The organism is Runella defluvii, from assembly GCF_014195535.1.
Lineage (GTDB): Bacteria > Bacteroidota > Bacteroidia > Cytophagales > Spirosomataceae > Runella > Runella defluvii.
In genome coordinates this window covers 231,697-255,703 of sequence record NZ_JACIBY010000007.1, presented here as the reverse complement: position 1 = coordinate 255,703, position 24,007 = coordinate 231,697, and the positions used below count along the sequence as shown (strand labels likewise).

Sequence of the window (24,007 nt, the reverse complement as noted above, 5' to 3'; positions counted from 1 at the left end):
CATCGTAGTGATTTGTTTAGCCTTATTTATCATTTAAACAACAGCGGTGCGAAGTCTTTTAGATTTTGACGCCAAGCCAAAAAAGTATGCGCTCCCCCGCCGTTTTCATAGGTATATTTGATGCCAAACTCGTCGAACATCTTCATCATATTTAGGTTATTTTGGTACGCGATGTCGGCTTCACCTCCCATATAAATCTTAAAGTTTTTGAAAGAGTTAATGGTTTTGTTTCGCATCACCTCGCCGTATTTTTCTTTGATTTCCGCAATGGCATTAGGAAAATAGCCCGTACTCATCGGAAAAACTTGCGAAAACAAATCGGGATGCCAAAGGGCTAAGTTAATGGCCTGAATGCCTCCCATCGAAAGACCTGCAATGGCTCGGTGTTCGCGTTTGTTGGAAACGGGATACGTTTTTTCCACAAAAGGAATCACGTCTTGAACCATGTCACGGCAGAAAGGGTCTTGCTGCGCACCTGCCCCCATAAAAAAGCCTTGGATGTGTGTGTGTCCTGCGGGCATCACCACGATCATTGGTTTGAGTTTTCCTTGGGCGTAGAGGTTGTCCAAAATCAAATTGGCCCGCCCTATCGTCGTCCAAGAAGCATCATTGTCCCCACCGCCGTGAAATAAATACAACACGGGCAGTTTTTCTTTCTTGCTAATTTCGTCGTAGTTGGGGGGTAAATACACGTGCAAACGGCGCGAAGCTCCCTCTAAAGCCGTTGATTTGTACAGCACTTTTTCAATTTTTCCGTGCGGTACGTCCTTGAGCGTTTGGAAATCATTTTCAGGCCCCTTTACTTCAAAAAGGTTTGACACACCGCTGTTTGATTCTTTGTACTGGGCATTTTTTGGGTCAAATACCTTTAATCCGTCCACGTTAAAATCGTACGTATAGACATTAGGGGACACGCGCGTTGCCGTCGTAAACGACCACACTCCTACTTCGTCTTTTTGCAGTTTAGCGGCAGGAAAACCGTTTGGAAAATCGCCAGAAACCGTTACTTCCGAAGCTTTGGGGGCATAAATACTGAGTTTCACTTTACCGTCAGCCAGTTGCCTCACCGATTGTAAGGTATCATTGGGGGTTGGCGTTCGCTGCGGAAATTGAGCAAAAACAGCAGTGGTAACTGCAAGAGTAAAAAAGGTAAACGTTAGTTTTTTCATTGCTTTTTATAAGAGTTAAACTTTGGCATTATTTCAATATATAATTACACAAAGCTAATTTAACATGAGCAAGAAAAATGGGCAAAAAAAGAGGAAGTTTATGCAAAATCAATCAGTTGTGCGCGATTAGGACACTACTTTATTTCTCAAAATACCAATACCTTCAATTTCCAGTTCTACGACATCGCCAGGTTCGAGGGAGCGATGAACCGTAAAATTGTTTTCAATCAAACTACCCCAACCGAGTGTACCAGAACCAAGAATATCGCCTGGCATGAGGGTTACGTTGTTTTCAGAAGCCCGCTCAATCATTTGCTCGAAACTATAGTACGATGTTTTGTAATTTCCTTCACACACCGTCTGACCGTTGATACGAGATGTCATTTTCAGGTTCAGTCTGTCACCTGCCACTTTTGGTACGCTGATGGGCTCTTGAAAAACCGTGGGGTCAAACGGAACGCGGTATTGCTCCATTTCATCGGCCGTGACGATACAAGGGCCAATCGCATTGGCAAAATCTTTGCCTTTATGCGGCCCCAACGGAATCTCCATCTCTACTTTTTGGATTGCTCTCGCCGTCCAATCGTTGAAAATCGTATAACCAAAAATATATGGACGAGCATCAGCCGCTTTGATGTCTTTTCCTTTCTTGCCAATGATACAGGCCATTTCTAACTCAATATCGAGCTTCGTCTCCTTGGTTGGGCGTTTGATTTCGGCCTCAGGACCATAAATGGCTTGGTGATTGGTAAAATAAAAAATGGGCATATCGTACCAAGCAGGGCCAATTTTATGTCCAAACGAGCGAGAAGCGTTTTGCATGTGCATCTCAAACCCAATATAATCCCGAAAACTTCGTGGATTGGGTAGCGGTGCTAAAAGTTGCACATCAGCCAACGAATAATGCGGTGCTACATCGCCTAACGATTGAATAATTTCGAAATAAATTTCGTGGTTATCTATAAAAGTGAGCATGTCCGTCGGCAATTGAGAACTCGCCAACTGCATATCTACTACCTTTTCTCCTACAAGCCAGCCAATGCGTGATTCTTGGCTTTTATTTAAAAATGTGATTAGTTTCATTTGGGTTATTGGTTTATTGGTAAACTGGTTATTGCTTACAGTACCAATGGCATTTAAAACTGATTTACTAATAACAAGTAACCATTAACTAAATTTCCTGAGTCAACGCCATGCCTGTTTTTCCCATAAGCATCCCCATGTTTGCCCCTTCAGGTAGTGGTTGGTCATTGTATTCGAGCAATTCCCAAGCCCCCAAGGTTTCCGAAACATCCACCACCATTTTGCAGCGATTATAGCGGCGGGTCATGTATCGTTCAAAGACTTCTTCTACTGAACCTTCCTTTTGCAATTCTTCAATCAAAACCACGGCATCTTCGATGGCTAACGCCGCCCCCGACCCCAATTGCGGAATCGTCGTATGCGCGGCATCTCCCAACACTACGACTCGGTTTTTGTACCAAGGCGCTGGCATTTGGAGGGTTTCAAGCGTGCGATAATTGACCAATGTAGGGTCTGTTACTTGAGGGATAAGCTCTTGCACCAGCGGAATCGGATAAGCCGACATGTAGCTTTTCAACTTCTCAACCAATTGGTCTTCAGGGATAATTGGATTGTCTCCCTCCGCCGAATTAAGGAAAATATAACACAACTCAGCCGTCATCGGGATGACTCCCAGCTTGTGTTTTTTATTAAAGAAAATATACCCCGTATCCAAACTCGCAGGACGCTTAAAGGCATAGCGCCACACCGACAAACCTACGTAAGTAGATTTGAACTCGCCAAAAATGAGCTTGCGTACTTTTGAGTTGACTCCGTCGGCGGCGATGACAACATCGTAGGTAGCAGAAGTACCATCCGTAAACGTTACCTTAGCAGCATCAGGCTGATTATCAATGGACTCAACAGTCACTCCCATGCGGTATTTCAAGCCTACTTTTTGAGCTTCTTCAAAAAGTACATCGTGTAAGATTCGGCGAGAGATACCATTATGGCTTGGAAAACGACCAATTGGTGGCGTTCCTGCTTCGCCAATCTGAACGCCAAACGGCGAGTTGCCATGAGGCAAACAAAGTTTCACTTTACCATAAGGTGAGCCTCTCCGCATGACCTCGTCGGCTACGCCAATGGCATCTAACGCCCGAAGCGCGTTGGCCTGCTGAATAATGCCGACACCATAAACGTTAAATTCTTTATGGATTTCGACAACGTCTATTTCAAAACCTGCTTTTTTAAGACCGATCGCCACTGACTGTCCTCCGATGCCAGCTCCGACTACCAATATTTTTTTTACCACGGTATTTTAATTTACGGTTTAGGATTGATTCGATTGACGATTGATTACTCTTGAAAAACCTACAAATGAGTTTTACTCATCGTTTATCACTAATCTTCCAAAATCGCTACCGCCCTCGTCCAGCCAGCGCTTGCTTTTTCGATTTTGGCAGGGAAACAAGCCACTTTGAAACCAAAAGGTGGCAATTGGTCAAGATTTGCCAGTTTTTCGATTTGACAATATTCTTTTTTGATACCTACATAGTGCGCTTGCCAGATAATGCCTGGACGAGGATTCTCCCTGAAATCTGCTGCTTGAATATGCAATGGAATATCCCAACCCCAACCGTCGGTACCCATTACTTTAATGCCTTGGTCAATAAGCCAGTGCGTGGCTTTTGCCGATGCTCCCACGTGAATTTTTACAAAATCATCGTCATGAATACGCTTATCCGCATCACAACGAATCAAGACAATATCCAATGGTTTCAGTTTATAGCCGATAGCCTCTAATTTCTCTTGTAAATCCTCTGGCTCAAACATATAGCCGTCGGGTTTATCGGTAAAATCAAGGACAACGCCATCTTGAAAAAACCATTCTAACGGCATTTCATCAATCGTACGGGCTGGTTTTCCCTCAGAAGTTGGAAAATAATGATACGGCGCATCGACGTGCGTACCACAATGACTCGTTACGGTCAAAAATTCACCCGCAGGGCCGTTTCCGTCGATAAACACATCGGTCAAGCCTTCAAAGAGTTTTCCACCCATTTTTTTTGCCCCTTCTTTGTGGTCTTCATAGACAATTTTGGTTGGGAGCGGCTCTTTTATCTTTTCCGAAATAGTTACTGAAAGGTCTATTATTTTCATTTTGTAAGAATTTATTTCAATAATCGACCGCCATCAACGGTCAGAATTGTACCCGTGGTAAATGTAAGTGAGGTCGCCAAGGCAAACACAGCCTGTGCTACGTCGTTCCCCGTTGCAAAACGCCCCAATGGCGTGTTATCTCGCTGGTTTTGCAGGAATTGTTGGTCAAAATTTTTGGTGTATTCTCCTTCCACAAATCCTGGCGACACCGACACTACCCTGATTTTGGGTGCCAACACACGCGCCAACGAACGCGTCATGGAATCAATCGCCGCTTTGGAGGCACAATACGCCACATTGCTACCGATGCCGTAAATACCAGCAATGGAGGAGATGTTGACTATTAACGATGAGTGCTCAGCGATGAGTGATGAGTTTTCTAATAGTTCTTTCATCGCTCTGCACATGGCAAACGAACCTCGGAAATTTGTCTGCATGATTTTATCAATCCATTCGTCGGTCAAGCCTTCCAAATCATCGTGCGGTACGGGCGTTGTAATGCCTGCATTATTAACCAAGACATCTAATTTTCCATACTTTTCGGCCACAAATGCCTTCAACTCCTCTACTTTTTGAGCATCGGTGGTTGGGGCGTGGAAAATTGAGTGATGAGTGATGAACGATGAGTGTTGAGTTTTAGACTCAGAAATTACATTCAACTCAGCTAGTAGCCTCTCAGCTTTGGCAGAATTACTGTTGTACGTAGCAATCACTGAATAGCCATTTTGAGCAAACTTTTTACAAATGGCCGACCCGATTTCCCCTGCACCGCCTGTGACGAGAACAACTTTGAGAGATGAGCGATGAGAGTTTAGTGATGAGTTTTCTTTGTCCATACTATTTACTTTTAAACCTCGTAAACTTTTATTTATCACTTCGCTCTCATCACTTATCGCTCGTATATTTTCTCACCCGTAAGTCCGCTTGTTCTTTGTGGCCCCAGAAGTTTTCGATGGCGCAAAGTCGGGAGCAATATTCTCCAATAAATGCGCTGGCTTCTGGAGTACGAACCTCTTGGTAGGTACAAGTTTTGAGGAACTTGCCTACCCAGAGTCCGCCTGTGTAACGAGCTGCTTCTTTGGTAGGTAATGTATGATTGGTGCCGATGACTTTATCGCCATAAGCAACGTTGGTTTTATCGCCTAAAAACAACCCACCGTAGTTGGTCATTTTGTCCAAGAAATACCGTGGATTTTCAGTCATTACTTGTACGTGTTCACTGGCGATGCGGTCAGCTTCGGCCACCAGTTCATCCACGGTGTCACACAAAATGACTTGTCCGTAATCTCGCCACGAAACACTCGCAATATCGGCCGTCGGTAAAACGGCCAATTGGCGTTGAATTTCGGGTTCGATGCCTTCGGCGATGGTTTTGCTCGTGGTTAACAATACCGCAGGCGACGTAGGCCCGTGTTCTGCTTGTCCGAGCAAATCGGTGGCGCAGGTTTCGACATCCGTGGTATCATCGGCAATCACCAAGGTTTCGGTAGGACCCGCAAAAAGGTCAATTCCTACTTTTCCAAACAATTGCCGTTTGGCCTCGGCCACGTAGGCGTTTCCTGGGCCTACGAGCATATCAACGGGCTTTACGGTTTCCGTCCCCAACGCCATCATAGCAATGGCCTGAACGCCCCCAAGGAGGTAAATTTCATCAGCACCTGCCATGTACATCGCTGCAACAGTAGCGGCGGGGATTTCACCTTTGATGGGTGGCGTACACGCAATCACGCGCTTCACCCCCGCAACCTTAGCCGTAAGTACGCTCATGTGCGCTGAGGCTACCATCGGGTAGCGCCCACCTGGCACGTAACAACCCACCGAGTTGACAGGTATATGTTTATGCCCCAAAATCACCCCAGGAAGGGTTTCGACCTCCACATCACGCATAGATTCGCGTTGGATTTGGGCAAAATTCCGAATTTGGGTTTGGGCAAACGTAATGTCTTGAATCACTTGTTCGGGCAACGACGCGACAATTTCCTCAATCGTTTCGTCCGAAAGTCGGAAACTTTCGGGCGACCAATGATCAAGCTTTGTCGAATACTCACGTACGGCCTTATCACCATTTTGCGCCACATTTTCGAGCATTTCTTCTACCAAAGCACGCACTTTGAGATCTGCTTCTTTGCTTTCGGCGTACGTAATTCCTTTTTTTATTTGGGTAACCATTTTAGTAGTTTATGATTGGTAATTAGGTGCAGGTAAGGTTTCTCCAATTATCAGTAACCAATCACCAGTGACTAACTCTTAATCTTTTTTTCAATCCAATCGTACATATTAAAAGTCTTGGTAAAATCATCGACTGAGCAGTGAGCAGAGCCACTTTCTTCTTTCGGCACGATTTCCATCACGTGTTCGCAAGTCAAGGCGTCGTTTACTTTGTAGGCATTTTCCACAAAATTTTGGCGGTCGTCTTCGCCGTGGAGAATGTAAGTTGGGCATTGAATTTTTTCGGCAACACCTTCTAACGTAAAGTATTTAAGACGCTCGCGGGCTTCGGTCATGTTGTCGGCTCCTACGATATGTTGTACGATTTCGGCCAATGGGTGATTGTCTGGACGGTTTTTCCAAATGTCGTAGTACGACCAAACCGCGCCAAAAATCATACACACTTTAAAACGAGGCTCAAACGCCGCACAGCGTGCCGCCATGTAGCCCCCCATCGAAACAGCCCCAACCCCTACCCGAGCGGTATCGACATGCTCGCCGAGATTTTCAATAATATAGTCCAATACTGCCGTCCCAGCCACATTATAGTCATAGCGGGTATGAATGTGATTCAAGCGCAAAGCCGCTCCTTGTCCAGGGCCATCGACGGCCATCATGGCTATTCCGCGTTCATTAAGGTGTTGGGCAATTCCGAAGTAAAGCTCTTCGGCCAAACTGTCCAACCCACCAAACATGACCACTACTGGCGGATTTGCAACGCCAACTGGTTTAAAAAGATAGGCAGGAAGTATTGAGCCTTCAAACGGAATATCAACCGTTATTGGTCGTTCATCGAACAAATCAATGGCTTTGATAAAGGCATCGCGGCATTTGAGGTAATAAGGAATTTTGCGTTCGTCGTGCAGAGTCATAAAAAACTCAGCCGTACGTAAGTAATTGAACGCCCGCAAGTAGGTACGTCGCGCCGACACGCGCTGATTGGCCTGTGCATAGGCTTCTGCTTTGTCATAGACTTTATCGCCCATTTTTACCCAAGCACGGTTAAAACTCTCGCGGTCGAGTGGGTCGATTTCACTTGCTACTTCCAAAATTTCGGCAAACTCTCCACCCCCGTAATGGGCCTGAGTTAATGCACGATTGACTTGATATGAGGGCATATACTGCCCAGGAAAATAATGCCACATTTTGAGTGATGAGTTATGAGAGATGGGCTATAAGAGATGAGTGATGAGAGTTACGAAACACTTATCTCTTAACTCTCATCACTTATCACTACATTAAATATCAACTGGTTTTACTTGTCCGTCGGTAAGGCCGAGTTTTTTTCCTTTGGCCATTTCGGCAAATGGATTCACGCTTCCCCACGCATCGTTCGGGTTATCTTTTAGGTAGTGAACATCCTGATGGTCAGGCGCAAACACCAAACGAGCGCAAGCATAGTATTCAAATAAAACCCCGCTGCCTGGGTCTTGGATGTAAATAAAGAAGCCTTCGTCGGCCTTGTGACGCGTGGGTGCTCCCATTACACTCTTGAAGCCTTTTTCGATGAAATAATCCAATGCTAAAAGTACCTCTTCGCGGCTATCGACGTTCCAACAAATGTGGTTCAAAACGGCCTCATTTTCACCGATATTAGGGTCAGTAAAGACGGCAATGTCATGCGAGAGGTTTCCAATGGTCCACAATCCACCGACAGGTGGTATTTCGTCCGCAATTCGTATTTCGTCAGGGTTTTTGAGTCCAAATGTTTGCCAAAATGCCTTTTCAGCGGCGTATTTCCCTTTGGCTACCATGTAGGTTACGTGGTCAAATCGGCGAGGGTTCGCTCCTTTCAAGCGATTGCTTGCATAACGGTCAGCATAGACACTGCCGCGCTCGCCCGTTTCGCGAAGCCAAACTACGTCCCAAAATACCTCGTGTATGTGACCATCGGGCGACTGAAAACGATACGCTTTCCCGTGTCCTAAATCCCCATCTACCCAGCCTCTACCCGCGCCTAAGCTTTCCAAATGCGCTACACATTCTTCCAGCGCTTCGGCGCTATCCGCCCGCCATCCAATGTGCCCCAAACCCGATTGCTCACTTTGGGTTAATTTTAACGTATGATGAAAATAATCACCCCAAGCACGGAGGTACACTGAGTTTTCTTCACGCCCTGTCTCGTCCATGCCAACGACATCTCGGAAGAAATAGACCGACTTTTCAAGGTCGGTTGTTAGCACCTCTATGTGGGCCATTTGCGAAAGGAAATGCGGATTCTTTGCCACTAACGTATGTTTTTAAAGTTGAATATCGCTTTATTTAGTCCTATTTTTCAATGCAAAGTTTCAATATTTTACGCAGCAGTTGTTAATCTAAAAGACGCAACTATTCTACAAAATCAATCCATTTTCAAATTTAGTCTTCTAATATTCCTAATTTTATATCAATTTTTATGCCTTTACACAAAAAAAGGAGGTTTTGAGAAACCTCCTACACGTTAGGTACAAACGTTATGCCTCTACCGAGGCTTATTTAAGGAGGTTTTGAGAAACCTCCTACACGTTAACTACAAACTTTACGCCTCTACCGAGGCTTATTTAAGGAGGTTTTGAGAAACCTCCTGCACATTAATTTATTTCAGCGCTTTGGCAATTGCTGCTTCGGCCAGTGGTGCCATTATTTGGTATCCTTTCAGGGTTGGGTGAACGCCGTCTTCGGCAATATCGGGCGCCATGCCGTTACGACTATCTTTCATAGCACTGTGGTAATCGAGGTAAACAACTCCTTGCGACTGAGCATACTGCTTGAGGCGCTCGTTGAAGCGAATAATTTTATTGGGAACGTCACTGATATCTTTCCGCCACGGAAATTCAAACGCTGGATGTACCGACGCCAACACAACTTTGATGCCATTGGCTTTGGCAATTTCAACCATCGACGCAATGTTTCCTAACGTAAAATCGGGGTTATACGGCCCTGTGTTTTCGGCGATGTCATTGATGCCAATGTTGATTACCACCACTTTAGGCTTCAAGTCCACCACATCAGGGCGAAAACGCAGCAACGCTTGGGGAGAAGTTTGTCCGCTGATACCACGACCGATGTAGTTGCCTTTGGCAAAAAAATCGGGTTGTTTGCTCACCCAACCTTGTGTAATGGAGTTTCCCAAAAATACGACGCGATTTTCACCTTCTTTGGGAGCGGGCAGCTTTTTGTTGGCCTCACTGTAGCGACTGAAATTAGCCCAATCGTTGCGTTCAAAATTCGCAATCTGCTCTTCCGAATAGTTCAATTCCAAGGCAGATGGGCGTAGTTTTTTCAATAAACCCTGCAATTTCATCCATTCTCCAAAACGCTCGTACCACGTATCGGTCGGTATTTTTTGTTTATTCATGCCAAAACCGTGTCCTCCTTTTTGATACATGTGTAATTCTGCGATTTTTTTTGCGCCAATCCAAGCGTCGTACAATGCCGTTGCGTGCGGAGCAAAGCCCAATTGGTCGTCGGAAGCGGCACAAATCCACGCGGGCGGGGCATCGGCGGGGACTTTAAGCGGACCAAAAATATCGGTTTTAGGGTAAATCGGAGCAATAAAATCGGGGCGATTGGCAGCCGTGTAACTCAGTCCCACCCCTAACGTCAAGGCTCCTCCTGCCGAAAATCCCATGATTCCGATTTGGTTGGGCAAAATATCAAGCTCTTTGGCATGACTCCGAACGTACTCGATGGCTTTTTTACCATCCGCCACGGCCATCTCAACCACAGGTGCATTGATTTCATCCAGTTTCTTAAAATCCTGCATTTTAGGCATCAACTCCGCCACAGGGTTATCGGTCAGGATACGCACCAAACGGTATTTCAACACAAACGCAGCAATTCCTTTGGAATTTAGCCACTTTGCTACATCAATACCTTCGTTATCAATGGATAAAATATGAAACGCTCCGCCAGGTGCTACAATGACGGCCGTTCCTGTGGCCACTTCTGGCTTTGGCAAATAGACTGTTAAGGTCGGTTGAACGACATTATAAATCACCCGATTTTTAGATCCATTATTAGCGTATTCTTTTTCAGTCCACGTCCAGTTTTCGGAGCCTGGGGCTTTGCCCTCGTACAACGGAATGACTTGTTGTGCTTGGCTTTCGAGGCTTGCTCCTAAAAGTAAAGCGGCAACAATTAAGAAAGCTTTTTTCATTTTGTATCAATTTTGGTTAAGAGCTGGTTGGTAAACACATAGGCCAATAAACAATGCGAATCTATGTTTTTCTATGTGTAAAGCTACTATGGTCTATGTGGTAAAAACGAATCCACATCAATCCATTTTGCGGTATTCGCTGGGGGTAAAGCTTGTTTTCTGCTTAAAAAAACGTCCAAAGTCACTTAGTTCGCTTTTGCCTATACGAAGCGCCACGTCAGCAATGGGCAGCGTTGTTTGTTTTAGAAGCACTTTGGCTTCCAATAAAAGCATATCGTCCAACAGCTCATGCGCCGATTTACCCGTCGTTGCCTTGACACATTTATTGAGGTGATTGGGCGTCACGGCTAGGATTTCGGCAAAATCTGTGATTTTTTGCTTTTGGTAAATAAATTGCTCCAGTGCATTTTTATAACGCTCGGTTATTTGCGATGCGGCGTTGATTCTTACCTTTTTATCCGCCACGACAAAGGGCTTTATTTCGGTCATCAATGCCAACAAATACAATTGTGCAAGTCGAAAATCAGGTTTTTCGGGCTTTTGGTACTCTTTTTCGAGGCGTTGAAGCAAAAATAGGATGGTTTCTCGCGTTGTTTCATCAACAGACACCAACGGATTTCCAATAAATTGAAGAAAAGGAAAATCCTGCAAAATTTCTTTGTGGTGGATATTTTTGGTCAATAAATCAAGGTCGAAGTGACAGTAGAACCCTCGCGCGTCGGCACTCATCGACTTGTGACTGGTGATTTGGTAAGCGGGTAAAAAGAAAAAAGTATTGGCCGAAAACGAGAAGCTATCTAATCCTTTGCTACGCACACTTTGCCCTTCCGTCAAAAACACAAAATCATACACCACTTTTCGATGCGGCGGCAAAGGAAAGCGCATCATGTCTTTGTAATCTTCGAGACGATTGATGTGAAAATAGTGATGCGTTGGCGCAAACAACGACTGCCACGCCAAATGCTCCTCAAAATGGAGCTGCCCCATTTCAAAGGGGTTTAGAATAGGAACTGCATCGGTTTTCAAAGAGGTGCAAGGTTTTATGGAACGCGGATTTAACGGATGAGACGGATTTGCACTGATTTAAAATCCGTGGTTATCTGTTTAATCCATTAAACCCGTGTTCCATTTTTCAACAACTTATAAACTTCTTTCAATCCCCAATTCCAACCCACGAAGCTCCGCCAACCCACGAAGGCGACCGATGGCCGTGTAGCCTGGGTTTGTTTTTTTATTGGGGTTCAAATCGTCCAACATTCGGTGCCCGTGATCGGGACGGAAAGGCAAACGGTAATCGGGACGGTTTTCGGCAATCCGACGTCGTTGTTCGGTCACCAACGCCTTCATTACGCCATACATATCCACGTCGCCCGTGAGGTGATCCGCCTCATAAAAATTACCTTCCGCATCGCGCGTGGTAGCCCGTAAATGCACAAAATTGATGCGATTTCCCATGCGTTCGACCATTCCTACCAAATCGTTGTCAGCCCGCACGCCGTAACTTCCCGTACAAAAACAAAGGCCGTTGTGCTTGCTTTCGTAGGCTTTCAACAATTGCTGAGCATCGGCTTCGGTACTTACCACCCGAGGAAGACCCAAAATCGGATACGGGGGGTCGTCGGGGTGAATGGCCAACAATACGCCTGCGTCCTCAGCTACGGGAGTAATTTCTTTCAAAAAGTTGTATAAATTGGTGCGAAGTGCCGTATCGTCCACGTTGTCGTACGACTTCAACACTTCGGCAAACTCCTCTACCGTAAAACTTTCTTCACTTCCTGGCAAACCCGCAATGATGTTTCGGATTAGTTTTTGAACCGAGGCGTCCGAAGCATGGTCAATCCAGCTTTTTGCTTTCTGTAATTGGGCTTCCGAATAGCTTTTTTCGGCATTGGGGCGTTTCAAAATATAGGTTTCAAACGCACAAAATTCCGTCATATCAAACCGCAAAGCTGTTGAGCCGTCGGGTAAACGAAAATCCAAATCGGTACGCGTCCAATCCAACACAGGCATGAAATTATAACAAACGGTGTCTATGCCGCAAGCTGCCAAATTGGACAAGCTTTCTTTGTAGTTTTCGATGTATTGTTTGTAGTTCCCCGTCGCTTTTTTGATGTCTTCGTGAACGGGTACACTTTCTACCACTGACCACGTCAGCCCTACTGCTTCAATTTCAGTCTTTCTTTTTTCGATTTCAGCGATGGTCCACACTTGGCCATTCGGAATGTGGTGCAATGCGTTCACCACGCCTGTTGCTCCCGCCTGACGAACGTCCCAGAGACTTACAGGGTCTTTGGGGCCGTACCAGCGCCATGTTTGTTCTAATGCCATAAAAAAATTAGTACGATTTATTTCTTATAATTTAAGCCAGCTCCAAAGTTAAACAAAGCATAGCCTGCGTTTTCCTTACTGCCAGGAACGTCAGATTTGTTCTCTGCGACGGCTTTTTCTGAGACAGGAATCGCAAACGGCATCTTACCCGTTGGGTTAAATTTCCCCGTAATTACATCCATCACCGCCTCGGGCGTAGTGCCAAAAGTAGCTAAAAGTGTTTTAGTATTTCCCTCAATTTCTTCAATTACCCAAGGATTCGTAAAATTTACGACCACAATTGTAGGTTTGGCTTTACACAACTCATTGAGGCGCACCACGTCAATTCGGTTTTTTGATAAGCTCAATTCAATCGCTTTTCCATTCGAGCTGAAAAGTCCTCCAGTTGTCGGATACAGCCATTCCACCACGACATCGGCTTCTTCTTTCGTTGACACAAACTCCACGTTTGGATACGAAGCAGTGGGCTTAATCACTTTGATGGGAGATTCGGCATTGCGCCCGCCCGCATCACGAATGACTTCGAGTAATACTTTTGTTTTTTGGGTCAAAGGCAACAACTTCGCGTCATTGCGAAGCAAAACAACTGATTTGCGGTGGGCGAGGTCGGCTTTTTGTTGAAATTCAGTATTTCCTACCAATTTTTGGGCTTTTTCAACATCCACATAAGGATTTTCAAACAACCCTAATTCAAATTTTTCTTTCAATAAACGAGCTACGGACGCATCGATTCGGCTTTCAGTCACCAGTCCTTTTTTCACCGTTTCGAGCAAAAGAGTAGGGTCGGCTGTTCCCGAAAAAATATCAACACCCGCGTTCAATGCTTTTTGGTAACGTTGCTCAAGGGTCAACGACTCCACTCCCCACGGCATCATGTCGATTGGCCCCGTGTCGGAGTTAATAATACCTTTGAAACCCAATTTTTTGCGCAATAAATCGTCAATGATGGCCTTGTTGTACGAAAATCCAACTTCCTCAAACTCTTTGCCTTGGGGAGCCGAGTAATAGGGCATCATCGACGAGGTACCTGCCTCAATCGCCGCTTTGAACGGTTTTACATGGTAATCAAACATCCCGCCTGGATAGTGGGCAAATTTCCCCCAATCAAAGTGAGAATCTTGTCCCCCCACTTGCGGGCCTCCCCCTGGAAAATGTTTGGTCGTCATCGCCACCGACTGATTTCCCAATTTTGTTCCCTGAAACCCAAGTACAATCTCCCGAATCATGTTGGCCGACAAATCGGCGTCCTCTCCAAACGTTCCTTCGGTGCGGTTCCAGCGGGGTTCGGTAGCCAAATCAGCCATGTACATGTAGCCTTTGCGTAACCCTACGGCTGCCCACTCTTGCGCGGCTATCTGGGCAAACTCACGCGTCAATTTGAAATCGCGCATGGCGGCCATTCCGAGTTCGCCAGGCCATTTTGAAAAAGGCGTTGCTCCTACGCTCAAGCCCACGGAAGCGTCAAAGGTTATGTGGTTTCGGGGGTTGGAGGCCACTACCGCAGGGATGCCCAAACGCGTATTTTCGCACAACGCTTGCAAGTTGTTTGACCACTCAGCAAGGTTTTTTACACTGGTATTGGCCCGTAAAATAAAATGCCGCAAATGCCGCTCGTTCACGCCTTTTGTAGTACCAGACGCCGAAAGCATAGGCACAGCCAACGGTTTGCGGGTAAACATGTTGGTGCCCTGTACCAAATCTTCTTCGTTGAAACTGCCCGTGATTTCACGGCGTTCGTTGCCCGCATTTCCTTGAAAAGTCATCTCGCCTGCCATCCGCGTCGTGCTGATGAGCATAAAACCCACTTTTTCTTCCAAGGTCATTTGCGACAAAACATCTTTTGCCCGTTCTTCGGCAGACAAACGCCAGTCTTCGTATTGGTCGAGCTTACCGTTTTTGTTTAAGTCTTTAAACTCTAAACCGTTCACTTTTAACACTTTGACCGAACGGTGACTTAACTGAGGTTGTTTTTGGGCGTTGGCTACGCCTACGATTGATAAAAATAACAGTAATTTTTTCATCGGTAAGGTTTGGTTAGTTATGGTTTACCACATAGTTCACATTAGTATTTACACATAGGTTTTCTGATGTGCTTCTTACCTAGTGTGTCCTATGTGGTAAAAGTATTACTTCAATTCGCGGATTTTCAAATTACGGAACGACACATTGTCGCCGTGGTCTTGAAGAAGGAGATGGCCTTTGTCGCCCGCGCCAAAACCTTGGTATTTTGAGTATTTTGAACGTGCAACAAGTGCATCATAAATATTGCTTTTACGCTCATATTCTAGCACTTTAAAACCATTGAGCCAGTGCTGAACGATGTTATTTGGATACACCACAATGCGGCCTTGGTTCCACTCACCAATTTTCTTTTGGAAGCGTTTGTCCAATTTATACGATGGAATCAAATCGTACAAACTCGCCAACGTACGGTTTCCAGCAGCGCCCATTTTGGCATCGGGGTGTTTTTCGTCGTCCAACACTTGGAACTCCAACCCAATACCCGACTTACCTCCCGAATCAAAGGCTTCGTTCACAAAATACTTCACACCTGAGTTAGCTCCTTCTGAAAGTTTAAACTCAAACTTCATTTCAAACGCGCCGTATTGGTCAGTCGTCACAATGTCATTGCCCGTCTCAGACCCATCCGATGGGCTTACGTTCATTGTGCCATCCACCACATTCCAGTGCTTACCCGACATTTTATCGCTGTGTACGGCTCTCCAACCTGTAAAGTCCTTGCCGTTGAACAACAATTTAAAACCTTGCGCTTTTTCCTGCTCCGACAAGCTGTTTATCATCCAGTTCTCCACAGGACAATTATCAACGGGACTCGCTTTGAGGTTTTCTGTCTGAATTTTAATGTTTTTCCAACGAATCTGCGTTCCTTCTTTTTGGTCTTTTCCGATGGCATGCACCTGCAACGCAATAAAGCCCTGAGGTGTCATGTCGTCAATCAAATGCGCCGTTGGAATACCATTTATCCACGTCCGAATCACGTTTCCGATGGCCTCAATGCGGTAATGGTTCCACTGGTCGCGGCGGAACGCTTTTTTACCTTCGGGGTTAAAGTTCAAGTTGTACAACCAGCCACGGCGTGCTTCGTCATACACCCCACCCGACCAAGCACGGTCTGACGGGTCGATTTCGATTTGGTAGCCATGTACGCGGCCATTTTGGTAATCGGGCTTTGACAAACTACGAATTTGAATGCCCGAATTCATCGAATTATCGACCTTTAAGTCTAATTCCAAGATAAAATCGCCGTATTCTTTTTCGGTAGCCATGAAAGAGTTGGGCGTATTGGCAACGGTTGTTCCCACAATTTCCCCATTTTCAATGGTATATTTTGCTTGGCCATTGAGTTGCTTCCATCCTTTAAATGATTTTCCATCAAATAAAGGGGTCCATTTTTCTTTTTGGGCAAAGACAGTACTCGATACCCAAAGTAAAGTGAAAAGAATAGCTAGTTGCTTTTTCATTCGTACAATTTTTAGTAAATAAAATGGTATTATGTTTAGATTTTGTATCGCTTAAATAAGAGCGATAGGGCATTTTTCTTCCATGATGTTAGAATTTAATGCCCGCTTATGAAAGAAGTAAGATTCATTTATTTACGCAAACGTTTTCGGGAACGGTTGCACCACCCAGCTTTCTTTGATTTAAAATTGGAAAATAAGCGCCTACTGTTATATTTATGTTTCTTATTTAAAGACCATACTTTGAGAATTAAATAGGACTTTTTTAGGTTTGCACTCCCATGAGAAAAGTCACGATAAAAGACATTGCCAAACAGCTGAACCTCTCGACCTCGACCGTATCGAGGGCGCTACGAGATAGTCACGAAATTGGTATCGAAACCAAACGCAAGGTTCTTGAACTTGCCGAACAGCTAGACTATACCCCCGACCCCGTTGCCCTAAGCTTATTAAACAGCCACAGTAACGACATCGGGGTGATTGTTCCTGACATTTCTAATCCATTTTTTGCGATTGTGATTGCGGGAATCGAAGACGTCGCTTTTGCCGAAGGATACCACGTCGTAATTTACCAAAGCCACGACGACTACGAACGCGAAGTATTAAACGTCAAGCACATTTACAATCGAAGAAAAGACGGCTTTTTAGTGGCCGTCGCGACCAATACCACCGACTTCTCGCACTTCAAAAACCTGCACGACAAAGGCTTTCCGATTGTTTTTTTTGACCGCATTTACGAAGAAATAGACACCCATAAAGTGGCCGTCGATGACTATGAAGGTGCTTACAATGCCACTAAACACCTGATTGACCAAGGCTGTCAGCGGATTGTTCACATCTCAGGGCCGCCGCATTTGTTAATCAGCAAAAGGCGACTTCAAGGGTACAAAACCGCCTTGCTCGACCACGGGTTGCCGTACCACGAAGAATATGTCTGGTCCACCCATTTTGACTCACAGCAGTCGATTGAAGTGGCGCGGCAACTACTCAAAAGTGCCATTCATCCCGACGGTATCTTTGCCGCAAGCGACAACATTGCCATTGGGTGCCACGCGGCCATTACCGAAGCGGGTCTGACCATGCCCAAGGACATTGCCTTGATTGGGTTCTCTGATTTGCCCATGGCCGCCATGCTCAACCCGCCGTTGAGTTCAGTGGCCCAGCCTGCTTTTGAAATGGGTCGTTCGGCCGCAGAACTGCTCATTAAACTCATCAAAAAACCCAACGAAAACACCCAATCAATCACCAAAGTTTTACATACTAATGTGGTGATTCGGGCGTCTTCGCTGCGAAAAACGTAGGTGTTTTTATATTTTCACTTGGACAGTAACATACACACTGCGCCCATCGGAAGGAAGAATCCCTGGGCCTGGATACCCCGTGGCGCGACGAGTATAATAGGCGCGATTGGCTAAATTATTTACCGTTGTTTCGATTCGGAAACGGCGAAATTCGTAGGATGCGCTTACATCCAAAATGGTATAAGCAGGGATTATTCCAACGACCGCCGACACACCACCGTCGCGGGCATTGGTTGCTTCCGTAAACTGCTCCGACAAATAGGTATATTGAAACGATGCTTTCCAATGATTATAGCCTATCCGAAGCCCACTTTTGAGGTTAATTTTTGGGACAAACTCCACCTGTTTCCCTTTGACTCCCGCAATCTCACTTGCCTTATAATTGGAGCGAATTACGGCAACATTGGCAAATAGTACCCCACTCGCTTTCGACAAATCAGGCGAAAACGCCCGCCAAACATCCACTTCTCCGTACGATTCTAACCCATAAATAATGGCTTGTCCAATGTTGCTACGGCGGCGTAACACCCGTTGGTTTTCATCATAAAATTGTACTTCACCGATGCGGTTATTGTAATTCAAATAAAACCCACTTACGTCATAATTATACAGCGTCGTTTGCGTGCTTCGTATGCCCAAATCCATCGAATAACCACGCTCGTCTTTCATGTTGGGGTCAATCACCGACGAAGGGTTGGTGATGCGCATGTCGCTAAACGTAATAGAACGATAATTCTGCGAAACATTGGCATACACATCTAGTGTTGACGTAGGTTTAAAGCTGACACCTATCCCCCCTATCACAAACTGACGCCCGTTGGTGCGGCGTTCGTTGGTGCGGGTTGAACTGATGATATTCCCTGCCAAATCGCGTAAAATCGTCCCATAAAACCCATCCGCCGTTGTGTAAATGTATTCATAACGAAGCCCAGGTGTAATTGAAAGTTTGTCATTGAGATACAATATATTTTCTACAAATGCCGACACGTTTCGATTGGGAAAACGGTAGTCCGAAGCCACCGACTGCGGGTCATCTACAAAGGTAAAATCAGCGTCTTTCCCTTTACTTCCTAGCCCTTGAATGCTATGGTTAAAACCGTGGTAATAACGCGTTCCGACGAGTAAAACACCTTGTTTTTTACCCAAAAAATACCGTTTCAAAAAGCGCGCTTCGGCTCCCCAGTTGGTAAAATCGCCTTTGATTAAATCACGCTCGCTGTTGTCGTCGATACTTGCGACGCGGTTGGGTCGGAAGCCCAACGAATAGCGATAGGCCGATAAACCAAACAAACGAAGGTTAAATTCGTGATTTACGTTAAATTTATGGTCAAAATGCACCGCGAGCATGTTCCAATTTACCTTAAACCAGTTACGTTCTCGGTTACTTTGACGCGGATTATCCCGAAACATTTGGTCGGTGAGCCCGCCAGGCTGTTGGGCTAAGTAGGACGTATGCGTTACGTCCACCCCAAGCGTTGTTTTTTCGGACAGTCGATAGTCCACATCGGCATAAAATGTCCCATTTGTAAAATGCGAGTTGGGACGCCAACCGTTGCCTTGCTTGTATTGTCCAAAGGTATAATAACTCAGTTTTCCGATGGTTCCGCTTGCACTGACAAAGCCATTATAAAACCCAAATGAACCAATAGATTGTCGCGCTACCAGCTCAAGCTTACGGTTCAGTACAGGTTTTTTCATGACAAAATTGAGTAATCCCCCAAACTGCGTACCGTACTGAAGCGAGGCAGCTCCCCGCACGATTTGAATTTTTCCAACGGCCTCGATGGGAGGTGTATAATAACTTTCGGGGTAGCCTAACGCATCTGCGCTGATGTCGTGACCATTTTGCCGTACGTTAAAATTTGAACTTCGGTTGGGATCAAGACCACGGCCACCAATACTCAGTTGCAACCCTGCGCCTTCATTTTCCCAGATATTCAGCCCTGCAACGCGGGCATACACCTGACGGGCGTTGTTGGTTGCGAGATTGGCAACTAACTGTTCTGGGATGATTACCTCCGATTTTTTCCCTTCATAAATTCCCATGCTTTCGACGGCACGCATCCGTGTAAAACCAAAGTCGGCTTGTTTCTCCGTAACGACCACTTCATTCAACGTTTCGTTACGCCCCACCAACCAGATAGCCACAAAATGAGTATCGTCCAAAAGCGTCGTCGAGATTTTTGCAGACTTAAAATCTGCACAATTGGTATAGAGCTCGTAGGTACCTTTTGCCAATTTTCCAAACGAAAAACGCCCTTCTTCGTCCGTAGTAGCAGTTCGATTACCCACATTCAACGAAACGATACAGCCCTTCACAAAACTACTATCTTGTTTGGCTAAAAGTTGTCCAGTAAGCTGATATTGGCCAAAAGCCGAAAAAATGACGCTAAATGTCATTAAAAAACTAAAAACCCGTAATTGTATCATCAAAGGAAGTAATCCATTTTTTAGGTTTGAAAGACTCTTCTTCTTGCGCCAAATTGGTCGTAGGTTCGACCAGTGGCTTCCCCATCCGCCCGTTGAGAGTTACGTAAGAATCAACGTAAACTTGGGGGTTATTATAACCACGCTGGTGGTAAAAATCGCGTAAAATATGGGCGTACTGCAACAGCATATCAGGCTGAGTTGACATCATTTTTTCTTGTAATGGCGTCAAAAATTGCTGATTATTAACTACTTCTCGACGCCCTTGCTTATCAAGCACTGTAAATTGGGCATAGCCTGCTTTTTCCATCAGCATCACTCTCCACGAAAACCGATAACCTTCTTCTGTCCAAAACAATTCTCCTGGATACAACCAATACCGAAATGGCATAAGTAATTGCCAACAAAAAAAGGCTCCAAATCCCAAAAGCAAGATTCGTTGCCTAGTTGGTGCATAAGCATAGATTCGATTGGGATGTAAAAAAGTCGATGGAAGTTGCAACCATTTTCCTAAGTGAGAGATGATTTTTTGGTGGAATTCTCCCGAAAAAAAGACCAAGGCCGTTACCATCATCACGTAGGGAAACATCCCAATGGGAAACAAAATAGCCGTTAAACCATGAAACACAACCACGGCTCCGTAGGCCCAAAGTCGCGTTTTTGCATTCCATAATAAAAAAGGAATGAGCAAATCATAAAGGCAGCCAAACCAGCTAAATACGAAGGGAATCCACGAATAATTGAACAAAAAACCAATAATTGGCAGGTCATTTTTTGCTGGTAGCCAAATTTTTAGGGGTTGCGCTAACAACAACCAATCGCTGTTTACTTTGGCCAAACCTGCAAAAAAATAGAGAAGCCCCACAAAAAGCCGAAGCGAACTAAGACACCAAGCGGGGATAGCATCAGAAAGCAGGTTTTTGTTCCGATACGCATCTACTGAGAAATACACCTGAGCTGGCAAAAAAATCAACATCAAACACACCAAACTTACAAAATAATAGTGGTTGAGGTAGGTACTTTTATCCATTAGCTCAATGTACGTAAAGCTTAAAAACAAACCAATCGAAGCTATCCGATAAAACATACCTAAAGCCAACATCAAGGCACAACAAGCACAACTAACAAACAGAATATAGGTATATTCGCCCCAGGGCTTTATAAATTCAAGGCCATAAAATGGAAAAAAATACTTGGGGTCAATGTACAATGATTGAATCCAACCTTGGTACCAAAACCGAATCACACTCAAAAAAATCATAGCCCCAAAGACAATCCTAAAAACGGCCAAAGGGGCTGCTGAAGTTGTTTTTACTTCCCTAATCACCATCGTTATCCGTATAGGTAATCACGATACTCATGGCCGAAGTCATGTCCACTTTTAGCATACGTACCGCTTTTTGCATTTCGGTATAAACTTGCACCATGGCAGCATTGTTTGTTTTTACTTCCTCATAAAAATTAGGTTTGAGCCCATTTATTTTCTGATTGGCAATGTCAAACTGTGCGTTGATCATTTCAGAAAGGGTTTTGCCAGTAGCACTGTCCTTTGCTCCAAGCGCATCGAGGTACGTTTTAAACCCTGCGCCATTTGTCCCCGTTTTTACACTTTTTCCATTAAAAAAATCAACGGCGGCTTGGTGAGCAGTCTGGGCAAGTATCTTGGAAATATCTTTTTTGTAAAAACCTTCTACTTTATCGGAGGCGACCACGCCATTGAGCATTGCTCCCGACGGAATACCGAATTTCCCCGAACGAATATAGCGCTCATAATGAAGCACATACCCATTGACCAACTCACCCATCGGCGAGCCAATGTCAAGTCCAGTTTTGGTCGTAAACTCTGTTCGGTACGAACCATTCCAATCGGCTATCACCTTCGTAATCAACGCATTCATGTGGTCAGTAATTCGCTTTATGTAAGCCAATCGCTTGGGGCCTTCCACCGATGCAGTATAATAGGCGACGATTTGTGTATCGGTTGCTCCAACGCCATTAATCAAATAATCCAACGCTGGAAATCCCTGTTTGTCGTACGAAGTAGCCACTTCCAGATTGACCGATGGGTCGGATATGTAGTCATTGATACCCGTCACATTTGTTGGATAAATATTATAGTAATTCCGAATTCCCGTTTTGTTGGCAGGCCCCACGTCAAACAGTTCTACTTTTTGCCATTCAGTATAAGCATCCACCCACGCTTGACGAAATTCGCTCAAGGTAGTCGCATCAGGCTTAGCCGAAAATGCCTGCGATTTTGAAATCATCGTCTCCAATTTCGGCTTAAAATTGGCATAAGCTGGTAAAATAATTTCGTCCGCTAGATGAGTCAAAACGGCTTTACGGTCTTTAGAATCGTCATCTGGCGCTGGCTCGGTCGTTGAGCTCTCTCCACATGCCCACAAAAAACCACTCAATAGCGCTACAACTGCAATAGTTCGTTTGAAAGTATTCATTTTAAACATAGCTTTTTAAACAGAAAAGAGAGGGCAAAAGGCTGAAAACCAATTACCCTCTTGCTTAGAAATCAATGGTGTGGATAAGTCAGAAAGTTACAATTTGAATTTGGCTTTGATGGCGTCAGAAGCTGCCGTGAGTTTTGAAGGAGTCAAATCCCAAAAACCACCTGCTGAATCCAAGACCAACGCTTTGATAATTGCATCCGAGAAAGCCGCATCTGCCCCATTTACCGTGGCAAAACGCAGTGAATAGATAAATCCAAGACCTTCGCCAATGGCGTGTGCACGGGCTGCATCGGTGGTAGCTGCGATGTATTTAGGGCCTAAATATCCCAAGGCTGAAGCCGCAAGCGCTTTTTCTATTTCAGCTTTGATAAAGTCGGCTTGTTTTTTGAGTTCGGCTTTGTCGTTGTTGATAATCGCCGCACGTCCTTTTAAGAAAGCTGGGTGGATTTTAGCATACGCCCCTTTGTTGTATTCCCAAATATAAGAACCCAATGCAAACTCAGTAGTTCCTCTGGTAGCATCCGTTGAACCTTTAAGATATACTTGGTTCAGGGTCAACAATCCATAGGCTTCGTCCCAGTTTTGTTCCAATTGGGTGTAATTTTTGCCCGACACCAACGTAGAATTATCGGCATCCAACCCTTTGGTTAGCAAAACATTCCCGATATAATCGTACTGCATAGCGCCAATCAAAGACTTTTGAATGATTTGAATGGGCTCAATTCCTCGTTCGTCCACTAAGTACGTTCCAAGCTTGCCTGCTTTTCCTTTGGCAGCAGTAGCTGTCACCGATTTGCTGGCTTCGGCAGTCAGCGTAAAGTATGTTTCAAAATAAGCTCTTACTTTCTCTGCTTCGGTAGTTGACCAAGACGAAGCAGTTACATTCCGTAATTGTACTCCTGAAGTATTGAGTTTTGTACTATCTGCAAACGCATTTCCTGTATTGCCAAACATGTTTTTCAACACAGTAGCATCCACTTGCTTATTTCCACTAATAGAAGAACTAATGTAGGTATTCAACGCCTGAAACATCTTGTAACGGTTGTTGCCATTGCTCAAGTCAACGGTTGTTTTGCCCGTTTCGTCCACAAATAAGCTACTGTAAGGGGTCGTTTCTGTTAACGTTGCGTAGTCAATCGTTTTGCGAAGTTGAGGTGTGGTCGTTTCTTTTTCGCAGGATGTCAGGCTGATGGCTACCAACACGGCTGCGGCAAAACGGATAGATAAAAGATGCTTAAACATAGTATTTATTGGCTTGGTGAGAAATACAGCCGCAAAGATTACTATTATTTAGACTTATTACAAATATAAAGTAGAAAAAATTTGA

18 protein-coding genes are annotated in these 24,007 nt (G+C 44.9%); 1 reads left to right on the top strand and 17 read right to left on the bottom strand.

Annotated elements, in window-relative coordinates:
* Nucleotides 1-29 precede the first annotated feature (29 nt).
* From FHS57_RS18060 to FHS57_RS18000, 13 genes are all read right to left on the bottom strand, one after another.
* Nucleotides 30-1,169, bottom strand: a complete 1,140-nt coding sequence (locus FHS57_RS18060; protein WP_183976130.1) for an esterase — start codon at nucleotides 1,167-1,169, stop codon at nucleotides 30-32.
* A gap of 126 nt (nucleotides 1,170-1,295) precedes the next feature.
* Nucleotides 1,296-2,252: a fumarylacetoacetate hydrolase family protein gene (locus FHS57_RS18055; RefSeq protein WP_183976129.1), complete on the bottom strand. Its 957-nt coding sequence runs from the start codon at nucleotides 2,250-2,252 to the stop codon at nucleotides 1,296-1,298.
* An 88-nt stretch (nucleotides 2,253-2,340) separates the two neighbouring features.
* Nucleotides 2,341-3,486, bottom strand: coding sequence for an FAD-dependent monooxygenase (locus FHS57_RS18050; protein WP_183976128.1), 1,146 nt, complete (start codon nucleotides 3,484-3,486; stop codon nucleotides 2,341-2,343).
* Nucleotides 3,487-3,575: 89 nt separating this feature from the next.
* Nucleotides 3,576-4,334 (bottom strand): cyclase family protein, encoded by a 759-nt coding sequence (locus FHS57_RS18045; protein WP_183976127.1) that lies wholly within the window; start codon nucleotides 4,332-4,334, stop codon nucleotides 3,576-3,578.
* An 11-nt stretch (nucleotides 4,335-4,345) separates the two neighbouring features.
* Nucleotides 4,346-5,170, bottom strand: coding sequence for an SDR family NAD(P)-dependent oxidoreductase (locus FHS57_RS18040; protein ID WP_183976126.1), 825 nt, complete (start codon nucleotides 5,168-5,170; stop codon nucleotides 4,346-4,348).
* Nucleotides 5,171-5,219: 49 nt separating this feature from the next.
* Nucleotides 5,220-6,503, bottom strand: a complete 1,284-nt coding sequence (gene hisD, locus FHS57_RS18035; RefSeq protein ID WP_183976125.1) for a histidinol dehydrogenase — start codon at nucleotides 6,501-6,503, stop codon at nucleotides 5,220-5,222.
* A 71-nt stretch (nucleotides 6,504-6,574) separates the two neighbouring features.
* The gene (locus tag FHS57_RS18030) at nucleotides 6,575-7,660 is read right to left on the bottom strand and encodes an alpha/beta hydrolase family protein (RefSeq protein ID WP_229601383.1); all 1,086 of its coding nucleotides are present in this window, start codon (nucleotides 7,658-7,660) and stop codon (nucleotides 6,575-6,577) included.
* A 120-nt stretch (nucleotides 7,661-7,780) separates the two neighbouring features.
* Nucleotides 7,781-8,770 (bottom strand): VOC family protein, encoded by a 990-nt coding sequence (locus FHS57_RS18025; protein ID WP_183976121.1) that lies wholly within the window; start codon nucleotides 8,768-8,770, stop codon nucleotides 7,781-7,783.
* Nucleotides 8,771-9,117: 347 nt separating this feature from the next.
* Nucleotides 9,118-10,680, bottom strand: a complete 1,563-nt coding sequence (locus tag FHS57_RS18020) for a GDSL-type esterase/lipase family protein (RefSeq protein WP_183976119.1) — start codon at nucleotides 10,678-10,680, stop codon at nucleotides 9,118-9,120.
* Nucleotides 10,681-10,797: 117 nt separating this feature from the next.
* The gene (locus FHS57_RS18015; protein WP_183976117.1) at nucleotides 10,798-11,706 is read right to left on the bottom strand and encodes a helix-turn-helix domain-containing protein; all 909 of its coding nucleotides are present in this window, start codon (nucleotides 11,704-11,706) and stop codon (nucleotides 10,798-10,800) included.
* 114 nt (nucleotides 11,707-11,820) lie between these two features.
* A complete protein-coding gene (gene uxuA, locus FHS57_RS18010) occupies nucleotides 11,821-13,008 on the bottom strand; it encodes a mannonate dehydratase (RefSeq protein ID WP_183976115.1) in 1,188 nt (395 codons plus the stop codon).
* A gap of 17 nt (nucleotides 13,009-13,025) precedes the next feature.
* Nucleotides 13,026-15,029 (bottom strand): glycoside hydrolase family 3 protein, encoded by a 2,004-nt coding sequence (locus FHS57_RS18005; protein ID WP_183976113.1) that lies wholly within the window; start codon nucleotides 15,027-15,029, stop codon nucleotides 13,026-13,028.
* A 105-nt stretch (nucleotides 15,030-15,134) separates the two neighbouring features.
* On the bottom strand, nucleotides 15,135-16,490 hold the full coding sequence (locus FHS57_RS18000) for a 3-keto-disaccharide hydrolase (RefSeq protein ID WP_183976111.1): 1,356 nt from the start codon (nucleotides 16,488-16,490) through the stop codon (nucleotides 15,135-15,137).
* A gap of 278 nt (nucleotides 16,491-16,768) precedes the next feature.
* On the opposite strand from FHS57_RS18000, the gene FHS57_RS17995 reads away from it, so the two are divergent.
* A complete protein-coding gene (locus FHS57_RS17995; protein ID WP_183976109.1) occupies nucleotides 16,769-17,788 on the top strand; it encodes a LacI family DNA-binding transcriptional regulator in 1,020 nt (339 codons plus the stop codon).
* A 6-nt stretch (nucleotides 17,789-17,794) separates the two neighbouring features.
* Here FHS57_RS17995 and FHS57_RS17990 read toward each other — a convergent pair whose 3' ends face one another.
* The 4 genes from FHS57_RS17990 to FHS57_RS17975 all read right to left on the bottom strand — a co-directional run bounded on the left by FHS57_RS17990 (nucleotide 17,795) and on the right by FHS57_RS17975 (nucleotide 23,922).
* On the bottom strand, nucleotides 17,795-20,218 hold the full coding sequence (locus FHS57_RS17990) for a TonB-dependent receptor (RefSeq protein WP_183976107.1): 2,424 nt from the start codon (nucleotides 20,216-20,218) through the stop codon (nucleotides 17,795-17,797).
* Nucleotides 20,196-21,545, bottom strand: coding sequence for an HTTM domain-containing protein (locus FHS57_RS17985; protein ID WP_183976105.1), 1,350 nt, complete (start codon nucleotides 21,543-21,545; stop codon nucleotides 20,196-20,198). The genes FHS57_RS17990 and FHS57_RS17985 overlap by 23 nt, the downstream gene beginning before the upstream one ends.
* A complete protein-coding gene (locus tag FHS57_RS17980; RefSeq protein WP_183976103.1) occupies nucleotides 21,535-22,671 on the bottom strand; it encodes an imelysin family protein in 1,137 nt (378 codons plus the stop codon). Before FHS57_RS17980 ends, FHS57_RS17985 begins: the two co-directional genes overlap by 11 nt.
* Nucleotides 22,672-22,767: 96 nt before the next feature.
* Nucleotides 22,768-23,922, bottom strand: coding sequence for a DUF4856 domain-containing protein (locus FHS57_RS17975; protein WP_183976101.1), 1,155 nt, complete (start codon nucleotides 23,920-23,922; stop codon nucleotides 22,768-22,770).
* Nucleotides 23,923-24,007: the final 85 nt, after the last annotated feature.

Excerpts from the sequence above, each read along its gene's own strand:
- FHS57_RS17995 (WP_183976109.1), top strand. The coding sequence starts at position 16,769 with ATGAGAAAAGTCACGATAAAAGACATTGCCAAACAGCTGAACCTCTCG.
- FHS57_RS18005 (WP_183976113.1), bottom strand. The coding sequence starts at position 15,029 with ATGAAAAAATTACTGTTATTTTTATCAATCGTAGGCGTAGCCAACGCC.
- FHS57_RS18055 (WP_183976129.1), bottom strand. The coding sequence starts at position 2,252 with ATGAAACTAATCACATTTTTAAATAAAAGCCAAGAATCACGCATTGGC.
- uxuA (WP_183976115.1), bottom strand. The coding sequence starts at position 13,008 with ATGGCATTAGAACAAACATGGCGCTGGTACGGCCCCAAAGACCCTGTA.
- FHS57_RS17975 (WP_183976101.1), bottom strand. The coding sequence starts at position 23,922 with ATGTTTAAGCATCTTTTATCTATCCGTTTTGCCGCAGCCGTGTTGGTA.
- FHS57_RS18000 (WP_183976111.1), bottom strand. The coding sequence starts at position 16,490 with ATGAAAAAGCAACTAGCTATTCTTTTCACTTTACTTTGGGTATCGAGT.
- FHS57_RS18045 (WP_183976127.1), bottom strand. The coding sequence starts at position 4,334 with ATGAAAATAATAGACCTTTCAGTAACTATTTCGGAAAAGATAAAAGAG.
- FHS57_RS18020 (WP_183976119.1), bottom strand. The coding sequence starts at position 10,680 with ATGAAAAAAGCTTTCTTAATTGTTGCCGCTTTACTTTTAGGAGCAAGC.
- FHS57_RS18040 (WP_183976126.1), bottom strand. The coding sequence starts at position 5,170 with ATGGACAAAGAAAACTCATCACTAAACTCTCATCGCTCATCTCTCAAA.
- FHS57_RS17980 (WP_183976103.1), bottom strand. The coding sequence starts at position 22,671 with ATGAATACTTTCAAACGAACTATTGCAGTTGTAGCGCTATTGAGTGGT.
- FHS57_RS17985 (WP_183976105.1), bottom strand. The coding sequence starts at position 21,545 with ATGGTGATTAGGGAAGTAAAAACAACTTCAGCAGCCCCTTTGGCCGTT.
- FHS57_RS17990 (WP_183976107.1), bottom strand. The coding sequence starts at position 20,218 with ATGATACAATTACGGGTTTTTAGTTTTTTAATGACATTTAGCGTCATT.
- FHS57_RS18030 (WP_229601383.1), bottom strand. The coding sequence starts at position 7,660 with ATGCCCTCATATCAAGTCAATCGTGCATTAACTCAGGCCCATTACGGG.
- hisD (WP_183976125.1), bottom strand. The coding sequence starts at position 6,503 with ATGGTTACCCAAATAAAAAAAGGAATTACGTACGCCGAAAGCAAAGAA.
- FHS57_RS18060 (WP_183976130.1), bottom strand. The coding sequence starts at position 1,169 with ATGAAAAAACTAACGTTTACCTTTTTTACTCTTGCAGTTACCACTGCT.